This is a genomic window from Bacillus sp. FSL M7-0307 (assembly GCF_038627835.1).
GTDB lineage: Bacteria > Bacillota > Bacilli > Bacillales > Bacillaceae > Bacillus > Bacillus altitudinis.
Genome location: NZ_CP152023.1, coordinates 646,612 through 670,326, shown reverse-complemented (window position 1 = coordinate 670,326; position 23,715 = coordinate 646,612). Strand labels below are relative to the sequence as shown.

At 42.1% G+C, this 23,715-nt stretch carries 23 protein-coding genes; 1 reads left to right on the top strand and 22 read right to left on the bottom strand.

Annotation, left to right across the window (positions count from 1 at the left end; translation table 11 throughout):
- Positions 1 to 160: 160 nt before the first annotated feature.
- The 4 genes from MHI41_RS03355 to MHI41_RS03340 are packed head-to-tail and all read right to left on the bottom strand — an operon-like array spanning position 161 to position 4,145.
- A complete protein-coding gene (locus tag MHI41_RS03355; protein WP_251185435.1) occupies positions 161 to 1,426 on the bottom strand; it encodes a peptidase in 1,266 nt (421 codons plus the stop codon).
- A 14-nt stretch (positions 1,427 to 1,440) separates the two neighbouring features.
- Positions 1,441 to 2,106: a 3-oxoacid CoA-transferase subunit B gene (locus tag MHI41_RS03350; RefSeq protein ID WP_008344276.1), complete on the bottom strand. Its 666-nt coding sequence runs from the start codon at positions 2,104 to 2,106 to the stop codon at positions 1,441 to 1,443.
- Positions 2,082 to 2,768: a CoA transferase subunit A gene (locus tag MHI41_RS03345; protein WP_008344277.1), complete on the bottom strand. Its 687-nt coding sequence runs from the start codon at positions 2,766 to 2,768 to the stop codon at positions 2,082 to 2,084. The genes MHI41_RS03350 and MHI41_RS03345 overlap by 25 nt, the downstream gene beginning before the upstream one ends.
- Before the next feature lie 12 nt (positions 2,769 to 2,780).
- Positions 2,781 to 4,145 carry an aspartate aminotransferase family protein gene (locus MHI41_RS03340; RefSeq protein WP_019743752.1) on the bottom strand — a complete coding sequence of 455 codons (1,365 nt, stop codon included), beginning with the start codon at positions 4,143 to 4,145 and terminating at the stop codon, positions 2,781 to 2,783.
- Between the two features lie 191 nt (positions 4,146 to 4,336).
- On the opposite strand from MHI41_RS03340, the gene MHI41_RS03335 reads away from it, so the two are divergent.
- Positions 4,337 to 5,995: a PucR family transcriptional regulator gene (locus MHI41_RS03335; RefSeq protein ID WP_046342866.1), complete on the top strand. Its 1,659-nt coding sequence runs from the start codon at positions 4,337 to 4,339 to the stop codon at positions 5,993 to 5,995.
- Here the strand turns inward: MHI41_RS03335 and ablB are convergent.
- The 18 genes from ablB to purE all read right to left on the bottom strand — a co-directional run bounded on the left by ablB (position 5,990) and on the right by purE (position 23,616).
- A complete protein-coding gene (ablB, locus tag MHI41_RS03330; RefSeq protein ID WP_251185434.1) occupies positions 5,990 to 6,835 on the bottom strand; it encodes a putative beta-lysine N-acetyltransferase in 846 nt (281 codons plus the stop codon). The two genes, MHI41_RS03335 and ablB, sit on opposite strands and share 6 nt — an antisense overlap.
- Before the next feature lie 213 nt (positions 6,836 to 7,048).
- Complete coding sequence (locus MHI41_RS03325) at positions 7,049 to 7,780, bottom strand: ABC transporter ATP-binding protein (RefSeq protein ID WP_282833962.1); 732 nt, start codon at positions 7,778 to 7,780, stop codon at positions 7,049 to 7,051.
- On the bottom strand, positions 7,777 to 8,373 hold the full coding sequence (locus MHI41_RS03320; RefSeq protein WP_282833961.1) for a hypothetical protein: 597 nt from the start codon (positions 8,371 to 8,373) through the stop codon (positions 7,777 to 7,779). Before MHI41_RS03320 ends, MHI41_RS03325 begins: the two co-directional genes overlap by 4 nt.
- Positions 8,374 to 8,385: 12 nt before the next feature.
- A complete protein-coding gene (locus MHI41_RS03315; protein WP_282833960.1) occupies positions 8,386 to 8,904 on the bottom strand; it encodes a stage II sporulation protein M in 519 nt (172 codons plus the stop codon).
- Positions 8,864 to 10,384, bottom strand: coding sequence for a hypothetical protein (locus MHI41_RS03310; protein WP_342494545.1), 1,521 nt, complete (start codon positions 10,382 to 10,384; stop codon positions 8,864 to 8,866). Before MHI41_RS03310 ends, MHI41_RS03315 begins: the two co-directional genes overlap by 41 nt.
- A gap of 51 nt (positions 10,385 to 10,435) precedes the next feature.
- Positions 10,436 to 10,672: a hypothetical protein gene (locus MHI41_RS03305; protein ID WP_272511911.1), complete on the bottom strand. Its 237-nt coding sequence runs from the start codon at positions 10,670 to 10,672 to the stop codon at positions 10,436 to 10,438.
- 138 nt (positions 10,673 to 10,810) lie between these two features.
- The gene (gene purD / locus MHI41_RS03300) at positions 10,811 to 12,088 is read right to left on the bottom strand and encodes a phosphoribosylamine--glycine ligase (RefSeq protein WP_282833958.1); all 1,278 of its coding nucleotides are present in this window, start codon (positions 12,086 to 12,088) and stop codon (positions 10,811 to 10,813) included.
- A 12-nt stretch (positions 12,089 to 12,100) separates the two neighbouring features.
- Positions 12,101 to 13,639: a bifunctional phosphoribosylaminoimidazolecarboxamide formyltransferase/IMP cyclohydrolase gene (gene purH, locus MHI41_RS03295; RefSeq protein ID WP_057078367.1), complete on the bottom strand. Its 1,539-nt coding sequence runs from the start codon at positions 13,637 to 13,639 to the stop codon at positions 12,101 to 12,103.
- A gap of 15 nt (positions 13,640 to 13,654) precedes the next feature.
- Positions 13,655 to 14,224 carry a phosphoribosylglycinamide formyltransferase gene (purN, locus tag MHI41_RS03290; protein WP_008344288.1) on the bottom strand — a complete coding sequence of 190 codons (570 nt, stop codon included), beginning with the start codon at positions 14,222 to 14,224 and terminating at the stop codon, positions 13,655 to 13,657.
- Positions 14,221 to 15,261, bottom strand: coding sequence for a phosphoribosylformylglycinamidine cyclo-ligase (gene purM / locus MHI41_RS03285; RefSeq protein ID WP_017366751.1), 1,041 nt, complete (start codon positions 15,259 to 15,261; stop codon positions 14,221 to 14,223). The genes purN and purM overlap by 4 nt, the downstream gene beginning before the upstream one ends.
- 96 nt (positions 15,262 to 15,357) lie before the next feature.
- The gene (purF, locus tag MHI41_RS03280; protein WP_008344290.1) at positions 15,358 to 16,788 is read right to left on the bottom strand and encodes an amidophosphoribosyltransferase; all 1,431 of its coding nucleotides are present in this window, start codon (positions 16,786 to 16,788) and stop codon (positions 15,358 to 15,360) included.
- Positions 16,764 to 18,995: a phosphoribosylformylglycinamidine synthase subunit PurL gene (gene purL, locus MHI41_RS03275; RefSeq protein WP_272511914.1), complete on the bottom strand. Its 2,232-nt coding sequence runs from the start codon at positions 18,993 to 18,995 to the stop codon at positions 16,764 to 16,766. Before purL ends, purF begins: the two co-directional genes overlap by 25 nt.
- Complete coding sequence (gene purQ / locus MHI41_RS03270) at positions 18,979 to 19,662, bottom strand: phosphoribosylformylglycinamidine synthase subunit PurQ (protein WP_008344292.1); 684 nt, start codon at positions 19,660 to 19,662, stop codon at positions 18,979 to 18,981. Before purQ ends, purL begins: the two co-directional genes overlap by 17 nt.
- Entirely contained in the window at positions 19,659 to 19,913 is a 255-nt protein-coding gene (gene purS, locus MHI41_RS03265) for a phosphoribosylformylglycinamidine synthase subunit PurS (RefSeq protein WP_003214349.1), read from the bottom strand. The genes purQ and purS overlap by 4 nt, the downstream gene beginning before the upstream one ends.
- Positions 19,906 to 20,628: a phosphoribosylaminoimidazolesuccinocarboxamide synthase gene (purC, locus tag MHI41_RS03260; protein WP_007496901.1), complete on the bottom strand. Its 723-nt coding sequence runs from the start codon at positions 20,626 to 20,628 to the stop codon at positions 19,906 to 19,908. Before purC ends, purS begins: the two co-directional genes overlap by 8 nt.
- 72 nt (positions 20,629 to 20,700) lie before the next feature.
- Positions 20,701 to 21,996, bottom strand: coding sequence for an adenylosuccinate lyase (purB, locus tag MHI41_RS03255; RefSeq protein WP_138825287.1), 1,296 nt, complete (start codon positions 21,994 to 21,996; stop codon positions 20,701 to 20,703).
- Positions 21,993 to 23,135, bottom strand: a complete 1,143-nt coding sequence (gene purK / locus MHI41_RS03250) for a 5-(carboxyamino)imidazole ribonucleotide synthase (RefSeq protein ID WP_057078370.1) — start codon at positions 23,133 to 23,135, stop codon at positions 21,993 to 21,995. The genes purB and purK overlap by 4 nt, the downstream gene beginning before the upstream one ends.
- Positions 23,128 to 23,616: a 5-(carboxyamino)imidazole ribonucleotide mutase gene (gene purE, locus MHI41_RS03245; protein WP_017359824.1), complete on the bottom strand. Its 489-nt coding sequence runs from the start codon at positions 23,614 to 23,616 to the stop codon at positions 23,128 to 23,130. Before purE ends, purK begins: the two co-directional genes overlap by 8 nt.
- Positions 23,617 to 23,715: the final 99 nt, after the last annotated feature.

The following is a 23,715-nucleotide window of genomic DNA, read 5'->3' as shown; positions in this document are numbered from 1 at the left end:
TGAATTTTATTTTAACTCTTTGTCTTCCTTTCAGCGTGACATGAAAACCTTTGAAGTCTAGGAAGGGCGAGCACCGGCGCACAGACCAGCGGGCGAATGCGAGGGTTTATCTGCACGCTGGAGAAGGCTGAGTAGACAGCCTTCTTTTTTTGTGTGTGAATCACTCCGCTGCTTCGCACCATTTGACCAACGTACCAGCAATGATTTCTGCTGCTTCAATCACATGTTTGATCTCAATGGATTCATTCGGGAAATGGGCAAGCTCTGTCGTTCCAGGTCCAAACACAATGATTGGGATATCCGCTGCTTGTGACAGTAATCCGCCGTCTGTCCCCCAAGGGGCGGCTTCCACCTTTGGCGGGTGCTGCATGACCTCTTCATATTGTTCCTTCAATAGACCTAAAAGCGGGTGATCAGAGTCGATTGACCCAGGAAGCCATCTAGCACCAAACCACTCCACCTCAACAGGATGTTCTTGAAACCAATCATCATTTTCAGCGAGTCCAGTCATCCAATTTTCTAATTCCTTCTCTGCCTGCTCAACTGTCTCACCTGGCATCACACCAAGCCTGCCTTCCATTGTGACAAGATCTGCGACAGAGGACGGCCAATCACCGCCTTGAATTTTCCCAATGTTGATAGGAATTGGAATCGGGATATGCTGAAACAGAGGCTCCGTCACTCGCTGATTTCTTTCTTTTTCTAGTGCCGCTATATGAGAAAGGACCACCGTGCTCTTTTCAATAGCAGAAACACCGTGATACCTTGTTCCGCCATGAGCTGCCCTTCCTTTAATATGCAGCCTGAACCACTTTGATCCTTGCTGAATCGGAAAAATGTTCATATGACTTGGCTCTGGAATGATGGCAGCATCCGCTGTGTACCCTTTCAATATCGCTGCAAGTGTGCCTGCTCCACCGCTTTCCTCTTCGACGACACTATGAAACACCACATCTCCTTTCAGGGGAATCTGAAGCGCATGCAGTGCCTCAAGCGCAAAGAGTAAAGAAACGTTTCCACCTTTCATATCTGTTGCCCCGCGTCCATAAAGTCTCCCGTTTATGATATGCCCGCTGTAAGGCGGATATGTCCATTGATTCTTATCTCCTGCCGGAACCACATCTACGTGCCCGTTTAATAAAATCGATTTGCCGCCACCTTTTCCTTTCAATCGCCCAGCAACGTTTGGACTCCCTTGAAAAGATCGGCGCGGGGAATAAAAATAAGGATGCTCTAGTAATTCATCGCCGCCAATTTCCCAAACGTCTACATCAAAGCCAATGGCGGACAGTTTATTGGCCACGATCTGCTGAACCTCTTCTTCATTCCCTTGGGTGCTGTCACATTGCACCATTTGTTGAAGAAGCGTAATGGCTTCATCCTGATGCTCTTTCATCCAGTTTCTGATACGTGTCATTGGCTGCAAGTCGTTCATCCTTTCTACACAACAGATTTGACATCAGGCGCTAAAATTAATGGCGCTTCAGTCGCCCTTATGACATCTTCCGGCTGAAATGGCGGCATGACTTCACGTAAAATGAGCAGCTGAGACTTGACCTCAATGACCGCCATATCCGTAATAATCAAATCGACACACGCTTTAGCGGTTAAGGGCAATGTACAAGCCGATTTCACTTTAGATCGACCGTGTTTATCCAGATGGCTCATCACCACTACCACTTTTTTCGCTTTTTGCGCCAGCTCAATCGCTCCGCCCATACCCGGTACTCTTTTCCCCGGTACAATCCAATTGGCAAGATCCCCTTGGCTGCTTACTTCAAGTGCACCCAAAATCGTCATATCCAGCATTCCTTTTCGGATGATGCCAAAAGCAGTCGTACTGTCCATGTACGAGCCGCCCTTTGTTAACGTAATGGGAAAACCGCCCGCATTGCATAAATTCGGATCTTCTTCCCCTTGCAAAGGCGAGGCTCCTGCACCCATAATGCCGTTTTCTGCATGCAGCCACACCTCGTAATGTGATGGAATGTAATCTGCTGCTAGGGTCGGAATGCCGATCCCAAGATTCACAATCATGCCATCTTCAATTTCTTGTGCTGCTCTTTTAGCAATACGGTGTCTTAAATCGATGTCTCCCATGCCCATGTCCAGTTCACTCCTTTTGATTGCACGATTTGATTCACAAATACGCCTGGCGTCACGATTTCTTCTGGATCGAGCTGCCCCGCTGCCACAATTTCTTCTGCCTCCGCAATGGTCCAGTCTCCTGCCATCGCCACAATCGGGTTTGTATTCCGTGCGCTTTTATCAAAAATGAGGTTTCCCACTTCATCTGCTTTGTAGGCATTGACGATGGCAATATCCGCTGTGAGCGCAGGCTCCAACATATAATTCTTCCCATTCAGCTCAACCAATTGTTTCTCATCGAGATTCAGGCTATCCATCCCAACATCTGTCACAATGCCCGCCAGCCCCATTCCGCCTGCTCTGATTTTTTCTGCAAGAATGCCCTGCGGATAAAAATGAACGTCTAATGTACCAGCCTGCATTTTCTGTCCGGCAATGGGATTTGAGCCGATATGAGAGGCGATGATTTTTTTCACTCTTCCTTCTGTGATGAGCCGGCCCACACCAATTTGCGGGAAACCTGCATCATTTCCGATCAATGTCAGATCTTGAATATTTGCTTCCAAAATGGCATCAATCAACGATGGTGGTGAACCCACGCCGCCAAATCCGCCAAACATGATGGTCATGCCATCTTTTAATCGCGTCATCACTTCATCCAAACCCACAGTTTTGTTCATGTTCGTTCCTCCTTACATAGCAGATGGGAAAAATCCTCGATTGATCACTTCTTGTTCGACTTGTGTGATGGTCTGCCCGAATAAATCAATGAGTTCATCCATTTCCTGCTGTGTGATGGAAAGCGGCGGTGCGATCATAACCGCTGCGCCTCCGACTCCATCCTCTCCAGCGCTTGCTGGATACACCAGCAGTCCATTTTGTTTTGCCGTTTCAACGACAAGATTGGTTATCTGAGCATGTGCAGGAAATGGCGTTTTGGATAAACGATCTGCGACAAACTCAATGCCAATCAGCAATCCCTTCCCTCTCACATCTCCTATGATGGAATGATTTACTTGCAAATCTTTTAAAGCATTCATCAGATATCGCCCAGAAAGATCAGCCCGGTCGGGAAGCTGATGCTTTTTCATATATCGAATGACCGCTAATGAAACGGCTGCTGAAAGCGGATTGGCACTATATGTGTGCCCTGCCATGACAGAGCCGGAGCCGCTGATAATCGGTGCCATCACACGATCCGTTGAGACAACTGCTGCGATTGGAGAATAACCTGCGCTCATGCCCTTTCCGAGAACCATGATATCTGGTACCGTGCCCCAATGTTCCATCGCAAACATTTTTCCAGTTCGTCCAAAGCCCGTCATGACTTCATCTGCGATCATTAAAATGTCGTTTTCTTCACAGACACGCTTCATCGCTTCGAAATAACCGTCTGGCGGCAGGAGCGCCGCTCCCGCTGCGCCAACAATCGGTTCGGCGATCAATGCGGCAATCCTCTCTTTTCCTATACGCTGGATGACGGTTTTAAATTCCTGGACATACCACTCGACCTGCTTGCTGTCTTCCTTTGGCAGCCATGACCTGTAGCTATAGGGCGGAGACAGCACTGGGTGCTTTTCAAGCAGTGGTTCAAAACGCTCTCTCCTTGCAATATGACCTGACATCGACAGCGCCCCTAATGTAATGCCGTGGTAACTCATCCATCTTGAGATGATATGATTTTTTTCCGTCTTCCCCTGCTCCTGCCAATGCTGTATCGCCATTTTCATAGCAGTCTCCGTTGCTTCTGAACCACTCCCTACAAAAAAAGACCAGTTCAGATCACCTGGGCAAAGTGTACTCAATTCATACGCTAGTTCTTCCGCTGGTTCATTCGTAAATTGTGACCTGTACGTAAAGCTCACCTTGTTCGCTTGCTCCGTCATCGCATCAATAATGTCTTGTATGCCATGTCCAATACTTGCCGTGACTGCCCCTGATGAGCCATCTATATATTTTTTTCCGTCCCGATCATATAAGTAAATCCCCTCTCCTCTCACAGCCACAGGATATTGCTGATTTAACATCGGTTTGATTAAGTAATCCCGGGTCTCCACTTTGTCATTCCTCCCTCTCTTGTCAGCAGCTGCACTTTTCTTTTTACATGAATCGCAAGAAAATTTTGTATACTTGGTATAAGATTAGCTTAATCAAGAGGGCAGTCATCCTCCATTCGCCATATGCCCGAATTTCACACGTGTTTTTTATACATGGTGTATAAGAGTGTTCAAAAGGAGGTCATGAGTCTATGGCGATTCTCGTCAAAGATGCACTCTCGCTCGATATGATGAAAGAAACCAAACTGCTTGCTGGAGAAAATGGACTGGATCGTCTTATCCAGTGGGTGACCATTGTGGAAATTATTGAGGACACGTCTAGACTTTCCGAAGGAGAATTACTTGTTACAACTGGATTTGGGCTGACAGAAAATAAAGAAAGACGCATCCGGCTTGAAAAATTGATTCAATCTCATCGTCTTTCAGCCATTGCCATTTATAAAGGCGTGTACTTAACGGAAATTCCCGCATCACTCATTGAAGCCGCCGAAAATAGCGGTATTCCGCTCATCGAGATTCCGCCCCATGTCAATTTTTCAGACATCACAAAAGCCGTTCTAGAACAAATCGTCAGCAGTCAGCTCCATCAGCTCAAATATTCTTCCGCGATTCATCAAAGACTGACCCATTTAAATGTGAGCAATAAAAATGTCACGCAAATTACAGATGAACTGGCACATCTCACAGCGGCAAATATCGTCGTACTGGATGTGTTTTTGCACCAAACAGCAGCTCATCTCGAAACAGACGAAGTGACCTATTCTCATGCTTTTGGCTTTCTAACAGATGACGAACCGATTGAAACCTCTTCTCTGCTCAAGCAGGCAGAGGAAAAAGGCCGGCTCGTCTATGACACATATGGTGCGTTTGTTCTAGCCGCATGCCCTGTGATTGCAATGGGGGATATTTTCGGGTTCATTGTGGCGTTAAAGAAAAAAGAGACGTGGCACCATCTCGATGCCATCGCCATTGAGCATGCTGGTGCGGTGTATGCGATTGAATGGTTGAAACAAAAAGCCATTCAAGATACAGAAAACCAAATGCAGGGGCATTTATTGGATGATATGTTGCAGCAGCAATACACAGAAGAAAGCTATGTCATCGAACAAGCAAGAAAGCTGCAATATGATATGAGCGAAGAACAAGTCGTCATCTACTTTCAATTTCAGCATCAGCACACACAGCTCGATCATCAAATGGTGCAGCGCCTATCCCAATTACTCACATCCATTTTTGAACGCAGACAAATTCCTTTTTTATTAAAGGCAAGGCTTGATTCCATTTTCGTCCTGACACCAGCGGGGAAAAGCACTTTCCAAGAAACAAATTGGTATCGCGCATCAGAAGAATGCCGCAGTACTTGGTCTTATTTTTTCCCCGTCCATCCCATTGTGATTGGCATTGGAAGAGCCTACGACCAGATCAGTCTCTTTGCCAAAAGTGCAAAAGAAGCCCAGTATGCAGCAAGGCTTCTTCCTCTTTTGAAAACAGATGACAGCATCATTCATTATCAGAAGCTCGGTCTATATGGTATGCTGCTTGAAATGAACGAAGCCGGAATGAATTTGCATGACTTTTACGTAGAGCTGTTAAGCCCGCTGCTTTATACAAAAAAACAAGGAGCTGACCTCATTCATACACTCGAAGTGTATTTGGCACACAATGAAAATATTCAAAAGTCAGCGGGGGAATTGTTTATTCACCGGCATACGTTAAGCTACCGGTTGAAACAAATTGAAACGAGAACAGGCTGCAGCCTCAAATCCACTGATGATCGGATGAAGCTGCAGCTGAGTATCATGGCGTACCGCCTATCTGGTCTGCTTGATCAGATGAGAACCATTTCATGATTCATTTGGCGTTTTGACCCATAGATTCATATCTTCAATTTTGTCAAAAATATAGCAGTTGTTTTGAAAGCGCCCAGTGTATGTATACCCGAGCTGATAAAACACTTGATTCATTCCATAGGACAGTGCACGGGCAAGAGAATAAAAGACATAAATGTGCATGGATTGAAGCTCTTGTTCGAGGGCTAGAATCAAATGATGCATGAATCCTAGTTTTCTGTATGTGGGAAGGGTTGCACAATCTGTTAGTTCTGCATGACCATACGGTACATTGATTTCAGCAGAAGCGGCACTTACAAGTTGACCGTCATGTTCAACGGCATAAAAAACCGTCCCTTCCTCCATTACCTTTCGGATGTAATCTGGCTCATTCATTGGCGTGGGATACGTTTCAAAGACCGTATCATAGAGCGCTGCCAGCTTGTGCACATCCTCTGGACCGGCTTTCCTCATCACATACTCATCCTGCCACACGCCTTGGTCTTTTTTAATCGGCTTTTCTTGAATAGACGCAACGATTTCATCTTCCTTCAACCAAAATGGGCTGTTCATTCGATCTTCGGTCAGAAAGAGCGACATGCCCCATGCATCACTTCCGAGAAAATAATGAGAAAACACGCCTTCAAGCCGAAAGCCTTTTTCTAAAAAAAGCGGCATATGCTCACGCCTTACTTTTACAATGACCTTAGACGCCTTGCAGTCCGCCGCTTCCTGAAGCACGGACTGAATCACATCACGCACCCTGCCGCTATAATCATCCAAACGAATTCTCTCGTTAAATGGATCCATACAGATCAAAGCAGAAAAACGCTCGTTTGCAAGTTTCTTCAATTGCACCATACACTCATTCCCCTCTTAGCTAATAAAAAACTTCCAAATTAAAAATGAAGAAATAGCAATGCCAGAAAAAATGGATAGGATCATATAACTAATGGCTACGCCTTTTTTCAATTTATTCTGCTTAATGGCAGTCAACATGATGTTATTTATGGCTATGAGAAATAACATAAGTATGACTAATACACCAATGATATATGTTTTAATAACCATGTTTTAACCACCTTTCATTGAATTTATGTTTGATTCGATATGTTCATTAAATGTTTTTAAAGAATACGATGGATGATTTTTAAAATCGTCCATTTTTTTGATTTTCCCACCGTGGATTATATAAATATGTTCCGCAAGTTGCATAACAAATGCCATATCATGAGATGTGATAAGGAGCGTTTTACCCTCTTTTTTGAATTCTAAAATTTTAGATGTTAAATATTGAATGCTCATGACATCTAGTCCAATTGTAGGTTCATCCATATAGATAATCTCTGGGTTAATAATATCTAAGAAACATAGATTTAATTTTGTACGCATTCCTCGAGAAAAATTCTTTACTAATTTATCATCTATCTCAGTTAATCCATATTTTTGTAAAATTCCATTGAAATCATTTCGAGAAAATTTAATATTATATACACAACTAATATATTCCAAATTTTCCAAGGCTGTTAAATACTCAATTAACAAAGGTTGATCTGAAATATAACCAATTTTCTTTTTGAATTCATTAGTTAAAGGATAGCTTAGGTTGTTACCTTGATATAAAATATCACCTTCCTGCTTTTGAATTAACCCTAAAAGGATCTGTAATAATGTGGTCTTACCCGCTCCATTTGAACCCAATATAAATGTGATGTCATTCTCTTTTAACTCCATAGATATATGATCTAAAACAACTTTATTTCCATCAAATATCTTAGTTAGATTTCTAACACTTAATAAACTCAAAATAAACCACCAAACCTTATTATGCATTGAATTGAAATTAGAACGATAAAGAAAATAGCAGGAGAATATAGAATATTATATTTCTTTTTGAAAAGTGTTAGAATCAATGAAGTTTGGATTAAAATAAAGTATAGCCAATATAATGAGGACCATGAATTTTGATAGAAATCTAAAGAAGTATTAGAACTTATCATAATGATAGATTGTACTAAGAGATCAACTACTTGAATATACAGACCAAAATAAAGTATATCGACAATTCCTGAATAAGTAAGTTCAACCTTTTTAACCTTAAAAACATTTACAATCTTATTGAAAATATAATATAAAATACCAATCGCATATAAGTTTATTAAGCTTGTAATAAGTTGCATAGGTAGTTGAAAATAAACACTAGTGAGTATTAACTCAATTTTTCTTAACCCTTCAGATTCTAATGAATTCATATCCGCCCCTGAAGCTTTGAGAATATCATCAACTATGGAATTTATACCCGTATCAACATGTTGATAAATTAGAGAATACGTCAAAATACTACTAAATAGAAACAAAAGTATATATTTTTTTTGATTAAGTACATTTGATGAGTACATATAATCCTCCCTTTAAAATGTCTTACTCTCTATTAGGGCTGCCAATGCATTTAAAATAAACACCAATATCATAACTACTACTGAATACTTCAGATATTTTCTTATTCTTATTTTTTTTCTTGAATGCGCACTAAATATCACCAATATTAAAGGTACAAAACCTAGTGAAGAACTCAAAATTAATGAAGGTACTTCTAATAATCCATGCCAGAAAACAAGTTCCATTGTTTGTTGAAGGCCTTCACTAGAAATTTTATATGAAAATGTTGTCCCAATATAGTAACCATTTATAAAAAGATATATAAAACTTAACAAACCAAACGTTATAGCTCCTAAAAAAAATAGAACGGACACTACAGAGTTATTTATAAAAATATCCCAAAAACTTAGTTCTAAATGATTCTCAACAAAACTATCTTTCATATTAATTCCTGTAAAAAAAGAAATCCCTAGTGTAATAATAGAGAGCATGATGCTAAATAGCATTACTCTATCTATTTTCTTTATATACTGAATAAGAATATTCCCCATACAAAACCTCACGTTTCTTTCTTAAGATTAAAGAAAAACTGACTATGACTATTAATGTTTGTACAATTAAAATAACCGTACTAAGCAAAATTCTAAACCATCCACTAAACAGCAGTTCGAAAAAAATAATAATGATTAAATTTGAGTATAAAATCATAGTATTGAATGCCATTTTTTTATATGGAGCATATCTGTGCGGGATTGCCAGTTTATTCACAAATGAAGTTTTAGCACTATTAAAATAAACACTTATTATTGAAAAACTAATTGTATTTAGTATTAGACATACTAGGGCTAAAAGAAAAATCGCTAGTGTGAATTTAAATACAATACTAAATAAAATTAAAATTGGAAGCATACTAACCAAAATAATAATGTTGTTCAAAATGATTTTATTTATTAACAAATTAGTTAAATCAAACCCGGAAAGAATATAATTTTCTACGTATCTTTTTTCATTTCCTAAATAATTTTTTGATAACTCCTCAACTGCTCTCAAACACTCACCAATCAATAGCAACAATACTAAATTATTAGGGATTATTATTTCAACTTTCATTATAAAATTAAGTATTAATAACAGTATACTTGCAAAGAAATAAACAAAAGAGTTAGTTAGAACCTTTTCTAATATTCCTTGAGATGCAAGATATTTAATTTCTTTATTTAAAATCGGCGACTTGAAAAATCTTCTATTAAATAAAACCCCTCTTTTATTTTCTATATTATTCACTAAATTCAATCTAGAATATAGTAACACTTTTAATAAAACAACCATCAACAATATCATAAAGCTGAGCATTATAAAAATAGAATTAAATATATCTAACGAGAAAAAATAACTAAGACTATCAAAATAGGTAACTAGATCTATTTTCTTATCATTATACAAAAACCCTATTATTTTTTCTAATTCACTTATAGCTATTGAAACAATATAAAAGAATAAGACTAACATCAATGATTTCAAAAAGATTGTAACCACTGGTTTTGCTAACTTCATTTTTAAAAATTTCACTACTGAAACTATATTATTTGTTATCAAATAAATAAGAAGTGCTGTAATGATGAAAAATATAGCGTTATATAATGATGAGTAACCAGCTAACCAAAAAGCTATTCCTATTGGTATGAATATAATTAAACTTTCCATCAGTACAATATAATCATACTTTATTGCTTTGATATAAAAGAACTTTTCTCTGTTTAATGGGAAAACCTCAGGATATTCAATTCTTTTATTTTTTACATATTCATAAAGGGAATTTTTGTGAATACTTATTGATAAAAAAATAGAAAAAACACAAATAATTTTTTGTACATTTAATAACTTAATTTCAAATAAACTGAGTATGTAGAATAAAAGTATAGTTAACATAAAAAAAAGAAGATACATAAAGGCCTCTTTAGAACTGATCTTATATATATCTTTATATTGTCTTGTAATCGCTTTAATTTCTAATATGATAATTTTAAACATTTTACCTCCTATTAAAATAAATCCGATATCGTAATATCGGATTTATCACTCTTACCAAGCTACAGTTGCTGCTTTGCCAGCCTTTAATTTTTTCATAATAAAAGTACCACCAACAGCAAAGATACTGGCAATTAAGAGTGCACCAACTCCTGTTCCAGCTGCTAAAAGTGCAACTCTTCCAATTGTTAGCGATCCGCTATTAAAAGCTGTATTTAAAGCTACAAAAATGGCACCCGCGGTAGCTGATGAAATACCGAAAGTTCCAGTTAGCATAATTAATAATTTCATAGTATTCACCTCCCCATTTATTGGACTTAAAACCATATTAACACATTATATACATATTTCAACATTTTTACACCATTATCATTTCATTCTATAAATCAATAGATTCACTAAATACCTATCATTTATACTAGCTGAAATTCAGTGCTTAGTTTTCCCCGCTGCCTTCAGCGCACGGGCGCCAATGTCACGGCGATAAAATAAACCTGGCTGAATGATTTCTTCAACCGCTTCATATACTCTTGATCTTGCTGCTTCAAATGTGTCGTCAAATGCGGTCACATTTGCTACACGGCCGCCATTTGTGACGAATTGATTGTTTTCTTTTTTTGTTCCTGCGTGGAAGGTCACGACATCAGAAACCGTTGTTTGCAAAGCACCGATTGGTGTGCCTTTTGCGTAGTCTTCCGGGTATCCTTCTGATGCAAGAACGACACTGACAGCGGCTGTGTCTTTCCACTGCAAGTCCACATCTTTTCCATCTAGAATGTCTAGGAAGACTTGAACTAGATCTGATTCAAGACGAGGAAGCACTACTTGCGTTTCAGGATCGCCAAAGCGTGCATTGAACTCAATGACCTTAGAGCCTTCTGGTGTCAGCATTAAGCCTGCATATAAAATGCCTGTAAACGAACGCTCTTCCTGCACCATCGCGCGAGCTGCTGGTTTGACGACGTCTTCCACCGCTTTTTGTACCACTTCATCAGAAATTTGTGGAACCGGTGAATAAGCGCCCATCCCGCCGGTGTTTGGTCCTTTGTCATCTTCAAATGCCCGTTTATGATCCTGTGCGATCACCATCGGATACACCTTTTCTCCATTGACAAAGGCCATCAGAGAAAACTCTTCACCCGTTAAAAATTCTTCAATGACAACCGATGCACTCGCATCGCCAAACTTTTCATCCTCTAAAAAGTCATGGAGGCAGTTGATTGCCTCTTCAAGCGCCATTGCCACTGTCACGCCTTTTCCTGCGGCAAGCCCATCTGCTTTAATGACAATTGGGGCACCCTTTTCTTCCACATATGCCTTCGCTTCTTCAAATGATGTAAAAGTGGCATAAGCGGCTGTCGGGATATCATAATTTTTCATTAAGTCTTTTGCAAATTCTTTTGAGCCTTCAATGACTGCGGCTTTTGCATTCGGTCCAAATACCTTTAGACCTGCTTCTTCAAATGCATCGACGACACCTGCAATTAAAGGAACCTCTGGACCGACAATTGTTAAACCGATGTTATTGTCTTTTGCAAAACGAATTAACGCCTCATGATCGCCCTCGTCAATCGGTACAAGTTTTGCTGCGTCTGTCATTCCATCATTGCCGGGTGCGACAAATACTTGGCTGACAAGTTCGCTTTGATTCACTTTCCATGCGATGGTATGCTCTCTTCCGCCTCTGCCGATAATTAATACGTTCACACTGTCATCCCCTTAATGTTTGAAATGTCTAACGCCAGTGAAGACCATGGCGATGCCGTATTCATCTGCTTTTTGGATTGATTCTTCATCACGAATGGAACCACCTGGCTGGATGATCGCTGTAACGCCTGCCTTTGCAGCAGCTTCCACTGTATCGCCCATTGGGAAAAATGCATCAGAACCTAGTGCACTGCCTTTTGCCTTTTCACCTGCTTGCTCAATCGCAATGTTAGCCGAGCCAACACGGTTCATTTGACCAGCACCAATACCTGCTGTCATTTGATCCTTCGCTAGAACGATGGCATTTGATTTCACATGTTTGACGACTTTCCAAGCGAGCTTTAAGTCTTTCCATTCGTCTTCAGTTGGCTCTCTCTTCGTTGGGATAGAGATCGTTGCTTCCTCTAAGCCGTATGTGTCGATATCCTGAACGAGCAATCCACCATGAACACCTGTGAGCTGCTTTTCTTTTTTCCCAAGATCTGCTTCTACATCTAATGTTAGTAGACGAAGGTTCTTTTTCGCTGTTAGCACATCAAGTGCTTCTTGGCTGAACGATGGTGCGATGACGATTTCTAAGAAAATCGTATGGAGCACCTCAGCCGTTTGCTTGTCTACTTCACGATTAAGCGCCACAATGCCGCCGAAAATAGATGTTTCATCTGCTTTAAATGCACGGTCAAATGCTTCTGCAATCGTTTCACCTGTCCCAACACCACATGGGTTCATATGCTTTACAGCCACAGCCGTTGGCTCCGTAAATTCACGTACAATTTGAAGAGCTGCATCTGCATCTTTGATATTGTTGTAGGAAAGTTCTTTTCCATGTAATTGCGTTGCAGTAGCTAAAGAGCCTTTGCTTGGAAGTGCATTTTCATAGAACGTCGCCGCTTGGTGCGGGTTTTCTCCATAACGAAGAGATTGTTTTTTCTCAAATGTGACTGTGAACTGTTCTGGCTCTGTTTCGCCAACAAAGTTCGTTAAATAATCCGCAATCAGGGCATCGTAAGCAGCTGTATGACGGAATACTTTTGCTGCAAGCTCACGTTTTTTCTCTAGTGAGACGCCGCCTTCTTTGATTTGTTGAACGACAGAATCATAATCACGCGGGTCTACAATCACCGTGACGTCCTGATGGTTTTTAGAAGCAGCACGAAGCATACCCGGTCCGCCAATATCAATGTTTTCAATCGCTTCTTCATACGTGACATCGTCTTTGGAAATGGTCTCTTTGAATGGATATAGATTCACAACGACAAGATCAATCGGCTGAATGCCGTGCTTTTCGATCTGTGCCATATGCTCATCGTTTTCTCTCACTGCTAACAGTCCACCGTGAATGTTCGGATGAAGCGTTTTGAGTCGTCCGTCCATGATTTCTGGGAAGCCAGTCACTTCAGAAATACCAATGACATCAATGCCGTTCTCTTGAAGAAGTTTGTGTGTACCACCAGTTGAAATCACTTCAACGCCAAGTTCTGTTAGTTCTTTCACAAAAGGTACAAGATTTGTTTTATCGGAAACACTGATTAATGCGCGTTTGATCGTCATGCCTTTGTCACCTCATTAAGATAATTCTAAAAGTGATTTGATCACTTTTGGATATAGTGTGTGTTCTAATTCATGCATTCTTTTTTCAATGGATTCAAGGTCTTCCCCTTGTTCAATATGAATGGCTGCTTGGTCAATAATCGGGCCGGTATCCATGCCTTCGTCGACATAATGAACCGTGATACCAGCCACTTTGACTCCTGCTTGATAGGCTTGTCCAATCGCATCGAGTCCAGGAAATGCTGGCAGTAAAGAAGGGTGGATATTCACGATTTTCCCTCTAAATGCATCAAGCAATGTCGGACCGATCAGTCGCATATACCCAGCGAGGAAAATCCATTCCACTTCATGCAGCTTCAGCTGTTCAATGATGGTTTGCTCAAAAGCGGCTTTACTCGGGAAAGCCTTCGGCGTAAAAGAAAAGGACGGAATGCCCTCTTTCTCTGCCCGCTCCAGCACCTTCGCACCCGGTTTATCACAGATCACAATGGCTGCTTTTGCCGGCCACTGTTCTTCTTTTAACGTATCAATAATGGCTTGAAAATTTGTCCCGCTTCCAGAGGCGAAGATCGCAAACTTTTTCATGAGAGGCTTCCACCACCGAAAGTGACGCCTTCTCCTTTTTGAACTCGTCCGATAAGGAAGGCTTTCTCTCCGTCTTGTTCAAGTCCGCTAATCACATCGACGAGATCATCCTCTTTGACGGCTAGGACAAAGCCGATACCCATATTAAATACATTGAACATCTCTTCTGCTTTCAATTGCCCTTTTTCTTGAATAAAGGAGAAAATAGGCGGAACTGGCCATGAGCCGTTATCAATCTCCACACCAAGTCCTTCAGGCAGCATACGTGGTAAATTCTCAATAAAGCCACCGCCTGTCACATGTGCCATACCGTCAACTTTGCCAGCTTTCACTTGTTTAAGAACAGGTTTGACATAAATCTTCGTCGGTTCAAGCAGCTCTTCTCCAAGCGGTCTTGTAAAAGGTTCATACGTTTGGTGAAGATCTAGACCCGCATCTTCAAGCAATACTTTTCGTACAAGAGAATAGCCATTGCTATGAATGCCGCTAGAGCTGAGTCCAATCAGCAAATGCCCTTCCTTGATGTTCTCTCCTGTGACGATTTCATCCTTTTCAACGACACCTACAGAAAATCCAGCAATATCATATTCTTCTTCTGTGTAAAGACCCGGCATTTCTGCTGTCTCTCCGCCGACAAGCGCTGAACCAGACTGCTCGCATCCGTCAGCTACACCTTTGACGATGGATTCAATTTTCAAAGGATCTGCTTTTCCAACTGCTAAGTAATCTAAGAAAAAGAGCGGCTCTGCCCCTTGTGCAAGTACATCGTTCACACACATAGCAACAGCATCTACACCGATCGTATCGTGTTGATCCATTAAAAAAGCGAGTTTTAATTTCGTACCAACACCATCTGTTCCTGAGACAAGAACGGGCTTTTTGTATGGCAGTTCAGATAAATCAAACATACCGCCAAATCCGCCTAGAGCCCCCATGACACCTGCTCTTTTTGTACGTTCTACGTGTGTTTTCATTCGTTTAACGGCTTCGTATCCTGCTTCGATGTCGACACCGGCGTTTTTATATGCTTCTGACATCCCATTCACTCCTTTTATCTGCTTGTCTTTCATGTATTTTCGGCAGAATGAAAGAGCAGCATATCAAATCACGTTGACTGCTGCTCCATTATTCGATTATTTCGTCAGGACTGTTTCCTTCACATGAGGAAGGACAGTATCTTCATAAATTTCGGTCGGGTATTTTCCAGTAAAGCATGCTAAACACTGACCGCGCTGCGGATCATCATACTTTCTGCCAATCCCGTCCATTAAACCGTCTACAGATAAAAATGCAATGGAGTCTGCACCGATTTCCTGTCTAATTTCTTCCACTGAATGAGATGACGCAATCAGCTCTTCGTGTGTAGACGTATCAATTCCATAAAAACATGGATGAGCGATTGGCGGTGAACTAATGCGCACATGCACTTCCGTCGCACCCGCTTCTCTTAGCATCGTTACTATTCGGCGGCTTGTTGTTCCTCGTACGATGGAATCATCCACCATGACGACACGTTTGCCTTCGACCACCCCGCGCACAGCAGACAGCTTCATGCGCACGCCCTGCTCACGCAATGCTTGAGACGGCTGAATAAATGTCCGGCCGACATAACGGTTTTTAATTAAACCTAGTTCATATGGAATACCTGTTGCTTCGGCATAACCAATCGCTGCAGAAATACTGGAGTCTGGCACACCTGTCACGACATCTGCTTCGACATGTGCTTCTTCTGCAAGCTTCTTGCCAAGATTCTTTCTCGCACTATGCACGTTGATGCCATTGATATTGCTGTCAGGTCTTGAGAAATAAATGTATTCCATGCTGCACATGCTGCGGTTAATGTTCATCGAAAAGCGCTCAGATTTTAAGCCTTCATCATTAATGATCAGCATTTCGCCAGGCTCTACATCTCGTAAATAGGTAGCACCGACGACATCAAAAGCACATGTTTCAGAAGCGACAACATAAGCATCCCCAAGCATACCAAGTGAAAGTGGGCGTAATCCGTTCGGATCAAGCGCTACGATCATTTCTGTTTCCGTCATGATTAAGAAAGCATAAGCTCCTTTTAGCATAGACAGAGCATTTTTGATTTGATCCTTCAAATCCATATATCCGCTGCGCTTAATTAAGTGAGCGAGCACTTCGGTATCAGAAGACGTTTGAAAAATACTTCCTTGGTTCTCTAACTGCTGTTTTAATTGCGTTGCATTGACCAAGTTTCCATTATGAGCAAGGGCAAGACTGCCATTGTTTTGCGAGCGGAAGAAGAGGGGCTGCACATTCTCAAAGCCGCCTCCGCCTGCTGTCGCATACCGAACGTGTCCGATCGCACCTTTTCCCTTTAAATCCTTAAGCTCACCGTTTTGGAACACTTCCGTAATCAGTCCAAGGCCTTTGTGTGACGTCAGGTTTTCACCGTCTGTTGCAATAATTCCCGCACCTTCTTGTCCTCGGTGCTGAAGGCTATGCAATCCGTAATATGTGATTTGCGGGGCTTCTTCGTGTCCCCAAACCCCAAAGACGCCACATTCTTCGTTTAAGCCTCTGATTTCAGCAAGCATGGGATCGCTCCTTTCCATGCGCGTTCAAGCTCGTTGACTGCCGCATGAATCCATTGTTGTCCTTCTTGATTTTTGACAGTGAATACACCATCATTTGTGACCGTTCCAACTTCTTTTGCATCTTGCACAGCCGCAGCAAACGCTTCGCGATTTTCTGGTTTCACTGTGACGACAAAACGTGACTGTGATTCACTGAATAGTGATGCTGCGCTGTTTAGATCGATCTGGATATCAGCGCCAAGACCATCTGTTCCAAATGTACTTTCAGCTAGTGCTACACCAAGACCGCCTTCAGACACATCATGTGCTGACTGAACAAGTCCGTTTTGAATCGCTGCTAAAAGGGCATCTTGACGCGCCAGTTCTACATCCAAATCAATTTCTGGTGCTTTTCCGTAGATACGGCCTTCAGTCATTTTTTGAAGCTCACTGCCTGCAAATTCTTCCTTCGTTTCACCAATGACGAAAATCACATCGCCTGCCTGCTGGAACGATTGAGTCGTAATATGAGCTGTATCTTCAATCAAACCAACCATGCCAATAACTGGCGTTGGGTAAATGGCTGTTCCATTTGACTCGTTATATAAAGAGACGTTACCGCCGATGACCGGTGTACTTAATGTACGGCAAGCTTCGCTAATGCCGTCAGCAGACTTTTCAATCTGCCAGAAGATTTCTGGTTTCTCCGGGTTACCGAAGTTCAAGTTATCTGTTACTGCAAGCGGACGAGCGCCTGAGCAGACAATGTTACGTGCGGCTTCTGCAACGGCAATCTTACCGCCAACCTCTGGATCAAGGTAGAGATAACGTGCGTTACAATCTGTTGTCATCGCAAGAGCTTTTTTCGTCCCACGGATTCTGAGCACACCCGCATCAGAGCCAGGTGCAACGACTGTGTTTGTACGAACCATATAGTCGTATTGATCGTAAACCCATTCTTTACTCGCAATCGTTGGCTGCTTTAACAGCTGTTTCAATGTATCTGCTGCATCTGTGATCGCTGGAGCTTCCACTTTTGTTTCTAAAAACTCGCGATAGTATGCAGGCTCACTTGACGGCTTGTGATAAACCGGTGCTTCTTCTGCAAGTGCATCAACTGGAAGCTCACACACTACTTCTCCTTGATGGAGTAAACGAAGCATTTTATCATCTGTCACATGACCGACTGAGACTGCTTCAAGATCGTATTTTTCAAAAATATCAATGATTTCTTGCTCACGGCCTTTTTCAATGACCAACAGCATTCTCTCTTGGGATTCAGACAGCATCATTTCATACGCTGACATGCCTGTTTCACGCTGAGGGATCAGGTCTAGGTTCATTTCGATACCTGAACCGGCTTTACTTGCCATCTCTGCACTTGAGCTAGTTAAGCCAGCCGCTCCCATATCTTGAATGCCCACAAGCGCATCATTTTTGATGACTTCAAGACATGCTTCAAGCAAAAGCTTTTCCATGAACGGATCGCCGACTTGAACCGCTGAACGTTTTTCTTCTGATTCATCAGAAAATTCTTCAGACGCAAATGTTGCACCGTGAATCCCGTCACGTCCCGTTTTAGCACCAACGTACATGACCGTATTGCCAACACCTTTTGCCTGCCCTTTCTTGATGTCTTCATGGTTGATTAACCCTACACACATCGCGTTAACGAGCGGATTGCCTTCATAACTTTGATCAAAATGAACTTCTCCGCCGACTGTTGGAATACCGATACAGTTTCCATAGCCTGCAATCCCTGCCACTACTTCTTCAAACAAGTACTTCACGCGCGGTGAAGTCAGTTCACCAAAACGAAGAGAGTTTAATACCGCAATTGGACGAGCACCCATGGAGAATACATCACGGATGATTCCGCCGACACCTGTTGCCGCTCCTTGATACGGTTCAATTGCAGATGGATGGTTATGTGATTCGATTTTAAATACAACCGCTTGGTTGTCTCCAATATCAACGATTCCAGCGCCTTCCCCAGGACCTTGCAGAACATGCTCTCCTTTTGTCGGAAATTTGCTTAAAACAGGCTTTGAGTTTTTATAACTACAATGCTCTGACCACATGACAGAAAAGATACCCGTTTCTGTGTAGTTTGGCAGCCTGCCAATAATGGATTCGATTAAAGCGAATTCTTCATCACTCAATCCCATTTGCTGATACAATTTCTCTTCTTTAATTTGCTTGTGACTTGGTTCAAGCAGTAGTGACATGAGTGTCCCTCCAATTTTTCACGATAGATTGAAACAATTTAAGTCCGTCTGCGCTGCCTAGTAATGAGTCAACCGCGCGCTCAGGGTGCGGCATCATGCCGAGTACATTGCCCTGTTCATTCGTTACACCTGCAATTCGATTGACACTGCCGTTAATATCGTCACCGTAAGTGAAAGCGATTTGGCCTCGTTCAATCAGCTTCGCTAACGTGTCTTCGTCACAGTAGAAGTTGCCTTCACCGTGTGCTACAGGAATCGTAATCGATTCACCTTTTTGATAACCGCTTGTAAATTGCGTTTCGTTGTTCTCTACAATGAGTTCAACTGGACGACAGATAAATTTTAGATCTTTATTCCGTCTCATTGCACCTGGCAAAATGCCAAGCTCCTGAAGAATTTGGAACCCGTTACAAACACCAAGAACAGGTTTTCCTTCCGCAGCTGCTTTTTTCACAGCCGGCATGATGTTAGAAAAACGAGCAATCGCACCGCATCTTAAGTAATCCCCATAAGAAAAACCGCCTGGTACGAGTACACCGTCAAAACCATCAAGACTCGTTTCGTCGTGCCATACATATTCAACTTGTTCACCTAACTCATCTTGAATCGCATGGTACATATCGATATCACAGTTAGAGCCAGGCAAGACGATCACTGCAAACTTCACTGTGCGACAACCTCCTCCACCTCATAGCGGTAATCTTCAATCACCGTGTTGGCAAGCAATTTTTCACACATTTCTTTGACCACTGTATCTAAGTCACGATCTGATTTCTCAATGACTAGCTCCATATATTTCCCGATACGGACATCCTTTACTTCCTGATAAGACATACTGTGCAAAGCGTGCTGCACGGCACTTCCTTGTGGATCAAGAACGCTCTCTTTTAAGCTGACAAAAATTTTCACTTTATACATGTTTATGGCCTCCAAGTCTTTTGAAAATTTCTTCGTATGCATTTGTTAAGCCGCCCAGGTTTCGTCTGAACACGTCTTTATCAAGCTTTTCGTTTGTGTCTTTATCCCAAAGCCTGCACGTATCAGGTGAAATCTCATCAGCTAGCAAAATACGATTCTCGTGATCTATTCCGAATTCAAGCTTGAAATCAATTAAATTCACATGGCAATCTGAGAAGATTTGCTTCAATTCTTCATTCACTTGTCTTGTGATTTGTTTCATTTCCTCGACCTGTTCAGGTGTCGCTGCATGTAAAATGCGAATATGATCTTCTGTAATGAGCGGATCGCCGAGTGCATCATCTTTGTAGTAAAACTCGATCAAAGGTGTGTCCAGCTTCGTTCCCTCTGGAATCCCAAGACGTTTTGACATACTGCCTGCCACCACGTTTCGCACAACGACTTCAAGCGGTACGATGTCTACCTTTTGAATGAGCTGTTCTGTTTCAGATAGGCGTTTCACAAAGTGATTGTTGATCCCTTTCTCATGTAGCATTTGAAAAATCAAGCTAGAAATTTCGTTATTCAGTCTGCCTTTGCCTTCAATTTCCGCTTTCTTTTCACCGTTAAATGCTGTAGCTGAGTCTTTATATTCAACATATAAAATATGCTCGTCATCGGTCTGATAGATTCTTTTCGCTTTGCCTTCGTAGAGAAGTTCTTGTTTCACAGTCATTCAGATTGGCCTCCTAATTTGAATGTTGGCAATTTTCAGGATTAGGCGCCTGACTAGCAGGCGGCCCATTTCTTACGCAAGACCTAGACGTTCGAAAATCATATCGACATTTTTCAAGTGATAGTTGTAATCGAAGCAGTCAGCGATTTGTTCAGGTGTTAAGCGTGAAGTGATTTTCTCTTCTGCTTCTACTAATGAACGGAATGGTACTTGTTTTTCCCAAGCTTCCATCGCTTTTGGCTGAACCGTGTCATATGCTTCTTCACGTGCCATACCTGTATCAATAAGTGCAAGAAGAACACGCTGAGAGTAGATCAAGCCAAGTGTGCGGTCCATGTTGCGTTTCATATTCTCAGGGAACACCGTCAAGTTCTTCACAATGTTAGAGAAACGGTTCAACATATAGTTCAGTGCAATCGTTGCATCTGGTAAAATGATGCGTTCAGCAGATGAATGAGAAATATCACGCTCATGCCAAAGTGGTACATTTTCATAAGCAGTCAGCATATAACCACGGATGACGCGGGCAATCCCCGTCATATTTTCAGAACCGATCGGGTTTCGTTTATGCGGCATCGCTGATGATCCCTTTTGTCCTTTTGCAAAGAACTCTTCTACTTCACGCGTTTCACTCTTTTGAAGACCACGAATTTCAACAGCAAATTTCTCAATGCTTGTTGCAACTAAAGCAAGGGTTGCCATGTAATCTGCATGACGGTCACGCTGCAAGGTTTGGGTTGAAATTGGTGCAGCTTTGATGCCAAGTTTCTCACATACATATTGCTCAACAAACGGGTCAATGTTCGCATATGTGCCAACAGCACCAGAGATTTTGCCGTATTCGATGCCGGCTTTTGCTTGTTTAAAACGTTCTAAGTTACGCTTCATTTCCTCGTACCAAAGACCAAGCTTTAGGCCAAATGTTGTCGGTTCAGCGTGTACACCGTGCGTACGACCCATCATGACTGTATATTTGTGCTCTTTTGCTTTTTCTTTTAGTATGTCAACAAATCTCTCAATGTCCTTGAGCAAAATATCGTTCGCCTGTTTTAATAGATATGAAAGCGCCGTATCCACTACGTCTGTAGATGTTAACCCGTAATGAACCCACTTTCTTTCTTCTCCTAGAGATTCAGATACAGCACGCGTAAAGGCAACCACGTCGTGGCGCGTGTCTTGTTCAATCTCTAGAATACGATCAATATCAAAGCTTGCATTCTTACGCATAGTCACAACGTCTTCTTTCGGAATGATGCCAAGTTCTGCCCAAGCTTCACAAGCGAGAATTTCTACTTCAAGCCATGCATTAAATTTGTTTTCCTCTGTCCAGATTGCTGACATTTCTGGTCGTGCGTAACGTTCGATCATTTCCCGTTTCCTCCATCTCTTTCAGTCCATATCTTTGTGATGTTTGCCATCCATTCATCATCAAGCTGTTTCATAAATGTCATATGACCCATTTTGCGGCCGGCTTTTACTTCATGTTTGCCATATAGATAAAGCTTCGCTTCCTTTAAAAGCTCAGGATGTTCTTTTGGGATGTCCACTTCATCGCCCAGCAAATTCACCATCATACCCTCTGATAAAAGAGCTGTTCCGCCAAGCGGCAAACCGCATATGGCGCGAATGTGCTGTTCAAACTGACTCGTCTCACATAAATCCAATGTGTAATGTCCAGAGTTATGCGGACGCGGTGCCAGTTCATTGACGAGCAGCTTCCCTTCATTTGTCAGGAACAGTTCAACAGCAAGCGTACCGACCAGCCCTAGCTTTTCAGCAAGCGTTGTTGCCAGCTCTTTTGCTTTCTCCTGAATGCTGCCATCTACCCGTGCAGGCACGATGCTTTGGAATAAAATATTGTGCTTATGAATGTTCTCAGCGACTGGGAATGTCGCAATTTCTCCATGAACAGACCGCGTCACAATCACGGACAGTTCCATTTGGAAAGGAACCCAGCTTTCTAAAATACATGTCCCATGAGTGAGAAGTGCAACAGCTTCATGAAGCTGATCCTTCTCTTTAATGACGTACTGTCCTTTACCGTCGTAACCACCTCTGCATGTTTTCAGCACAGCTGGCAAACCAAGCGCATTTACTGCGTCTTCCAGCTCCTTCTCATCATGAACGATGCGATAAGGGGCGACTTCACAGCCTGCATCTACAATCCCTTTTTTCTCCGTTTCACGGTTTTGGGTTAAAAGAAGGAGTTCGCTTCCTTGCGGTAAATACGCCTCTTCCTTCAGATGATTGAGTGCATCATAATCAATGTTTTCAAATTCATATGTGACCACATCACTGATGTCCGCCAGCTGCCTGATCGCTTTAAGGTCACTGTATGCGGCTGTGATTTCTGTATCAGCAACCTGTCCACAAGGTGAATGTGTGACGGGGTCAAGAACTGCTGCACGGTAACCCATTTGCTTTGCACTGACGGCCATGTATCTGCCAAGCTGTCCGCCGCCGATGATACCAATGGTTGCGTTTGGAAAAATGGTCTGCTTAGCCAAGCTGATCACTGCTTTCTAATACAGTTTGTTTTGTTTGCTCTCTTCTTTCTTCAAGGCGTGCTGCAACGGCTTCATCGAATGCTGAAATCATTTGTGCAGCTAAAAGGCCTGCATTTGTTGCACCGGCTTTGCCGATTGCCACTGTGGCAACAGGTACACCGCCTGGCATTTGAACAATGGATAATAAGGAATCCAGCCCGTTTAATGCTTTTGATTGTACGGGCACACCAATGACCGGCAGTGTCGTTTTTGCTGCGACCATCCCCGGTAAATGTGCTGCGCCTCCAGCACCGGCAATAATGACCTTGAGTCCTTTACCTCTTGCTTCAGTCGCATATTCAAACATCAAATCAGGTGTCCGATGTGCGGATACAACCTGTTTTTCATACGGAATGTTTAATTCCTCTAAGATATCGCACGCATGTTTCATTGTTTCCCAATCAGATGTACTTCCCATGATGACACCTACAAGCGGCTTCATTTTGTCCCCACCTTTAAGCTATTATTCGATTTTGTATCGTTTGACACGCTTCCCAAACCTAAGTAGCTTGTCAAACGCCGAACAAAAAGGCCCGGTTTG

Bases quoted from the DNA above. Each gene is read 5' to 3' on its own strand.
- purS (WP_003214349.1), bottom strand. From the start codon at position 19,913: ATGTATAAAGTGAAAATTTTTGTCAGCTTAAAAGAGAGCGTTCTTGAT.
- MHI41_RS03315 (WP_282833960.1), bottom strand. From the start codon at position 8,904: ATGGGGAATATTCTTATTCAGTATATAAAGAAAATAGATAGAGTAATG.
- purM (WP_017366751.1), bottom strand. From the start codon at position 15,261: ATGTCAGAAGCATATAAAAACGCCGGTGTCGACATCGAAGCAGGATAC.
- MHI41_RS03320 (WP_282833961.1), bottom strand. From the start codon at position 8,373: ATGTACTCATCAAATGTACTTAATCAAAAAAAATATATACTTTTGTTT.
- purH (WP_057078367.1), bottom strand. From the start codon at position 13,639: ATGACGATCAAACGCGCATTAATCAGTGTTTCCGATAAAACAAATCTT.
- purC (WP_007496901.1), bottom strand. From the start codon at position 20,628: ATGACTGTGAAACAAGAACTTCTCTACGAAGGCAAAGCGAAAAGAATC.
- ablB (WP_251185434.1), bottom strand. From the start codon at position 6,835: ATGGTGCAATTGAAGAAACTTGCAAACGAGCGTTTTTCTGCTTTGATC.
- MHI41_RS03335 (WP_046342866.1), top strand. From the start codon at position 4,337: ATGGCGATTCTCGTCAAAGATGCACTCTCGCTCGATATGATGAAAGAA.
- purE (WP_017359824.1), bottom strand. From the start codon at position 23,616: ATGAAGCCGCTTGTAGGTGTCATCATGGGAAGTACATCTGATTGGGAA.
- purN (WP_008344288.1), bottom strand. From the start codon at position 14,224: ATGAAAAAGTTTGCGATCTTCGCCTCTGGAAGCGGGACAAATTTTCAA.
- MHI41_RS03345 (WP_008344277.1), bottom strand. From the start codon at position 2,768: ATGAACAAAACTGTGGGTTTGGATGAAGTGATGACGCGATTAAAAGAT.
- MHI41_RS03350 (WP_008344276.1), bottom strand. From the start codon at position 2,106: ATGGGCATGGGAGACATCGATTTAAGACACCGTATTGCTAAAAGAGCA.
- purB (WP_138825287.1), bottom strand. From the start codon at position 21,996: ATGATCGAACGTTACGCACGACCAGAAATGTCAGCAATCTGGACAGAG.
- purF (WP_008344290.1), bottom strand. From the start codon at position 16,788: ATGCTTGCTGAAATCAGAGGCTTAAACGAAGAATGTGGCGTCTTTGGG.
- MHI41_RS03305 (WP_272511911.1), bottom strand. From the start codon at position 10,672: ATGAAATTATTAATTATGCTAACTGGAACTTTCGGTATTTCATCAGCT.
- MHI41_RS03310 (WP_342494545.1), bottom strand. From the start codon at position 10,384: ATGTTTAAAATTATCATATTAGAAATTAAAGCGATTACAAGACAATAT.
- purL (WP_272511914.1), bottom strand. From the start codon at position 18,995: ATGTCACTACTGCTTGAACCAAGTCACAAGCAAATTAAAGAAGAGAAA.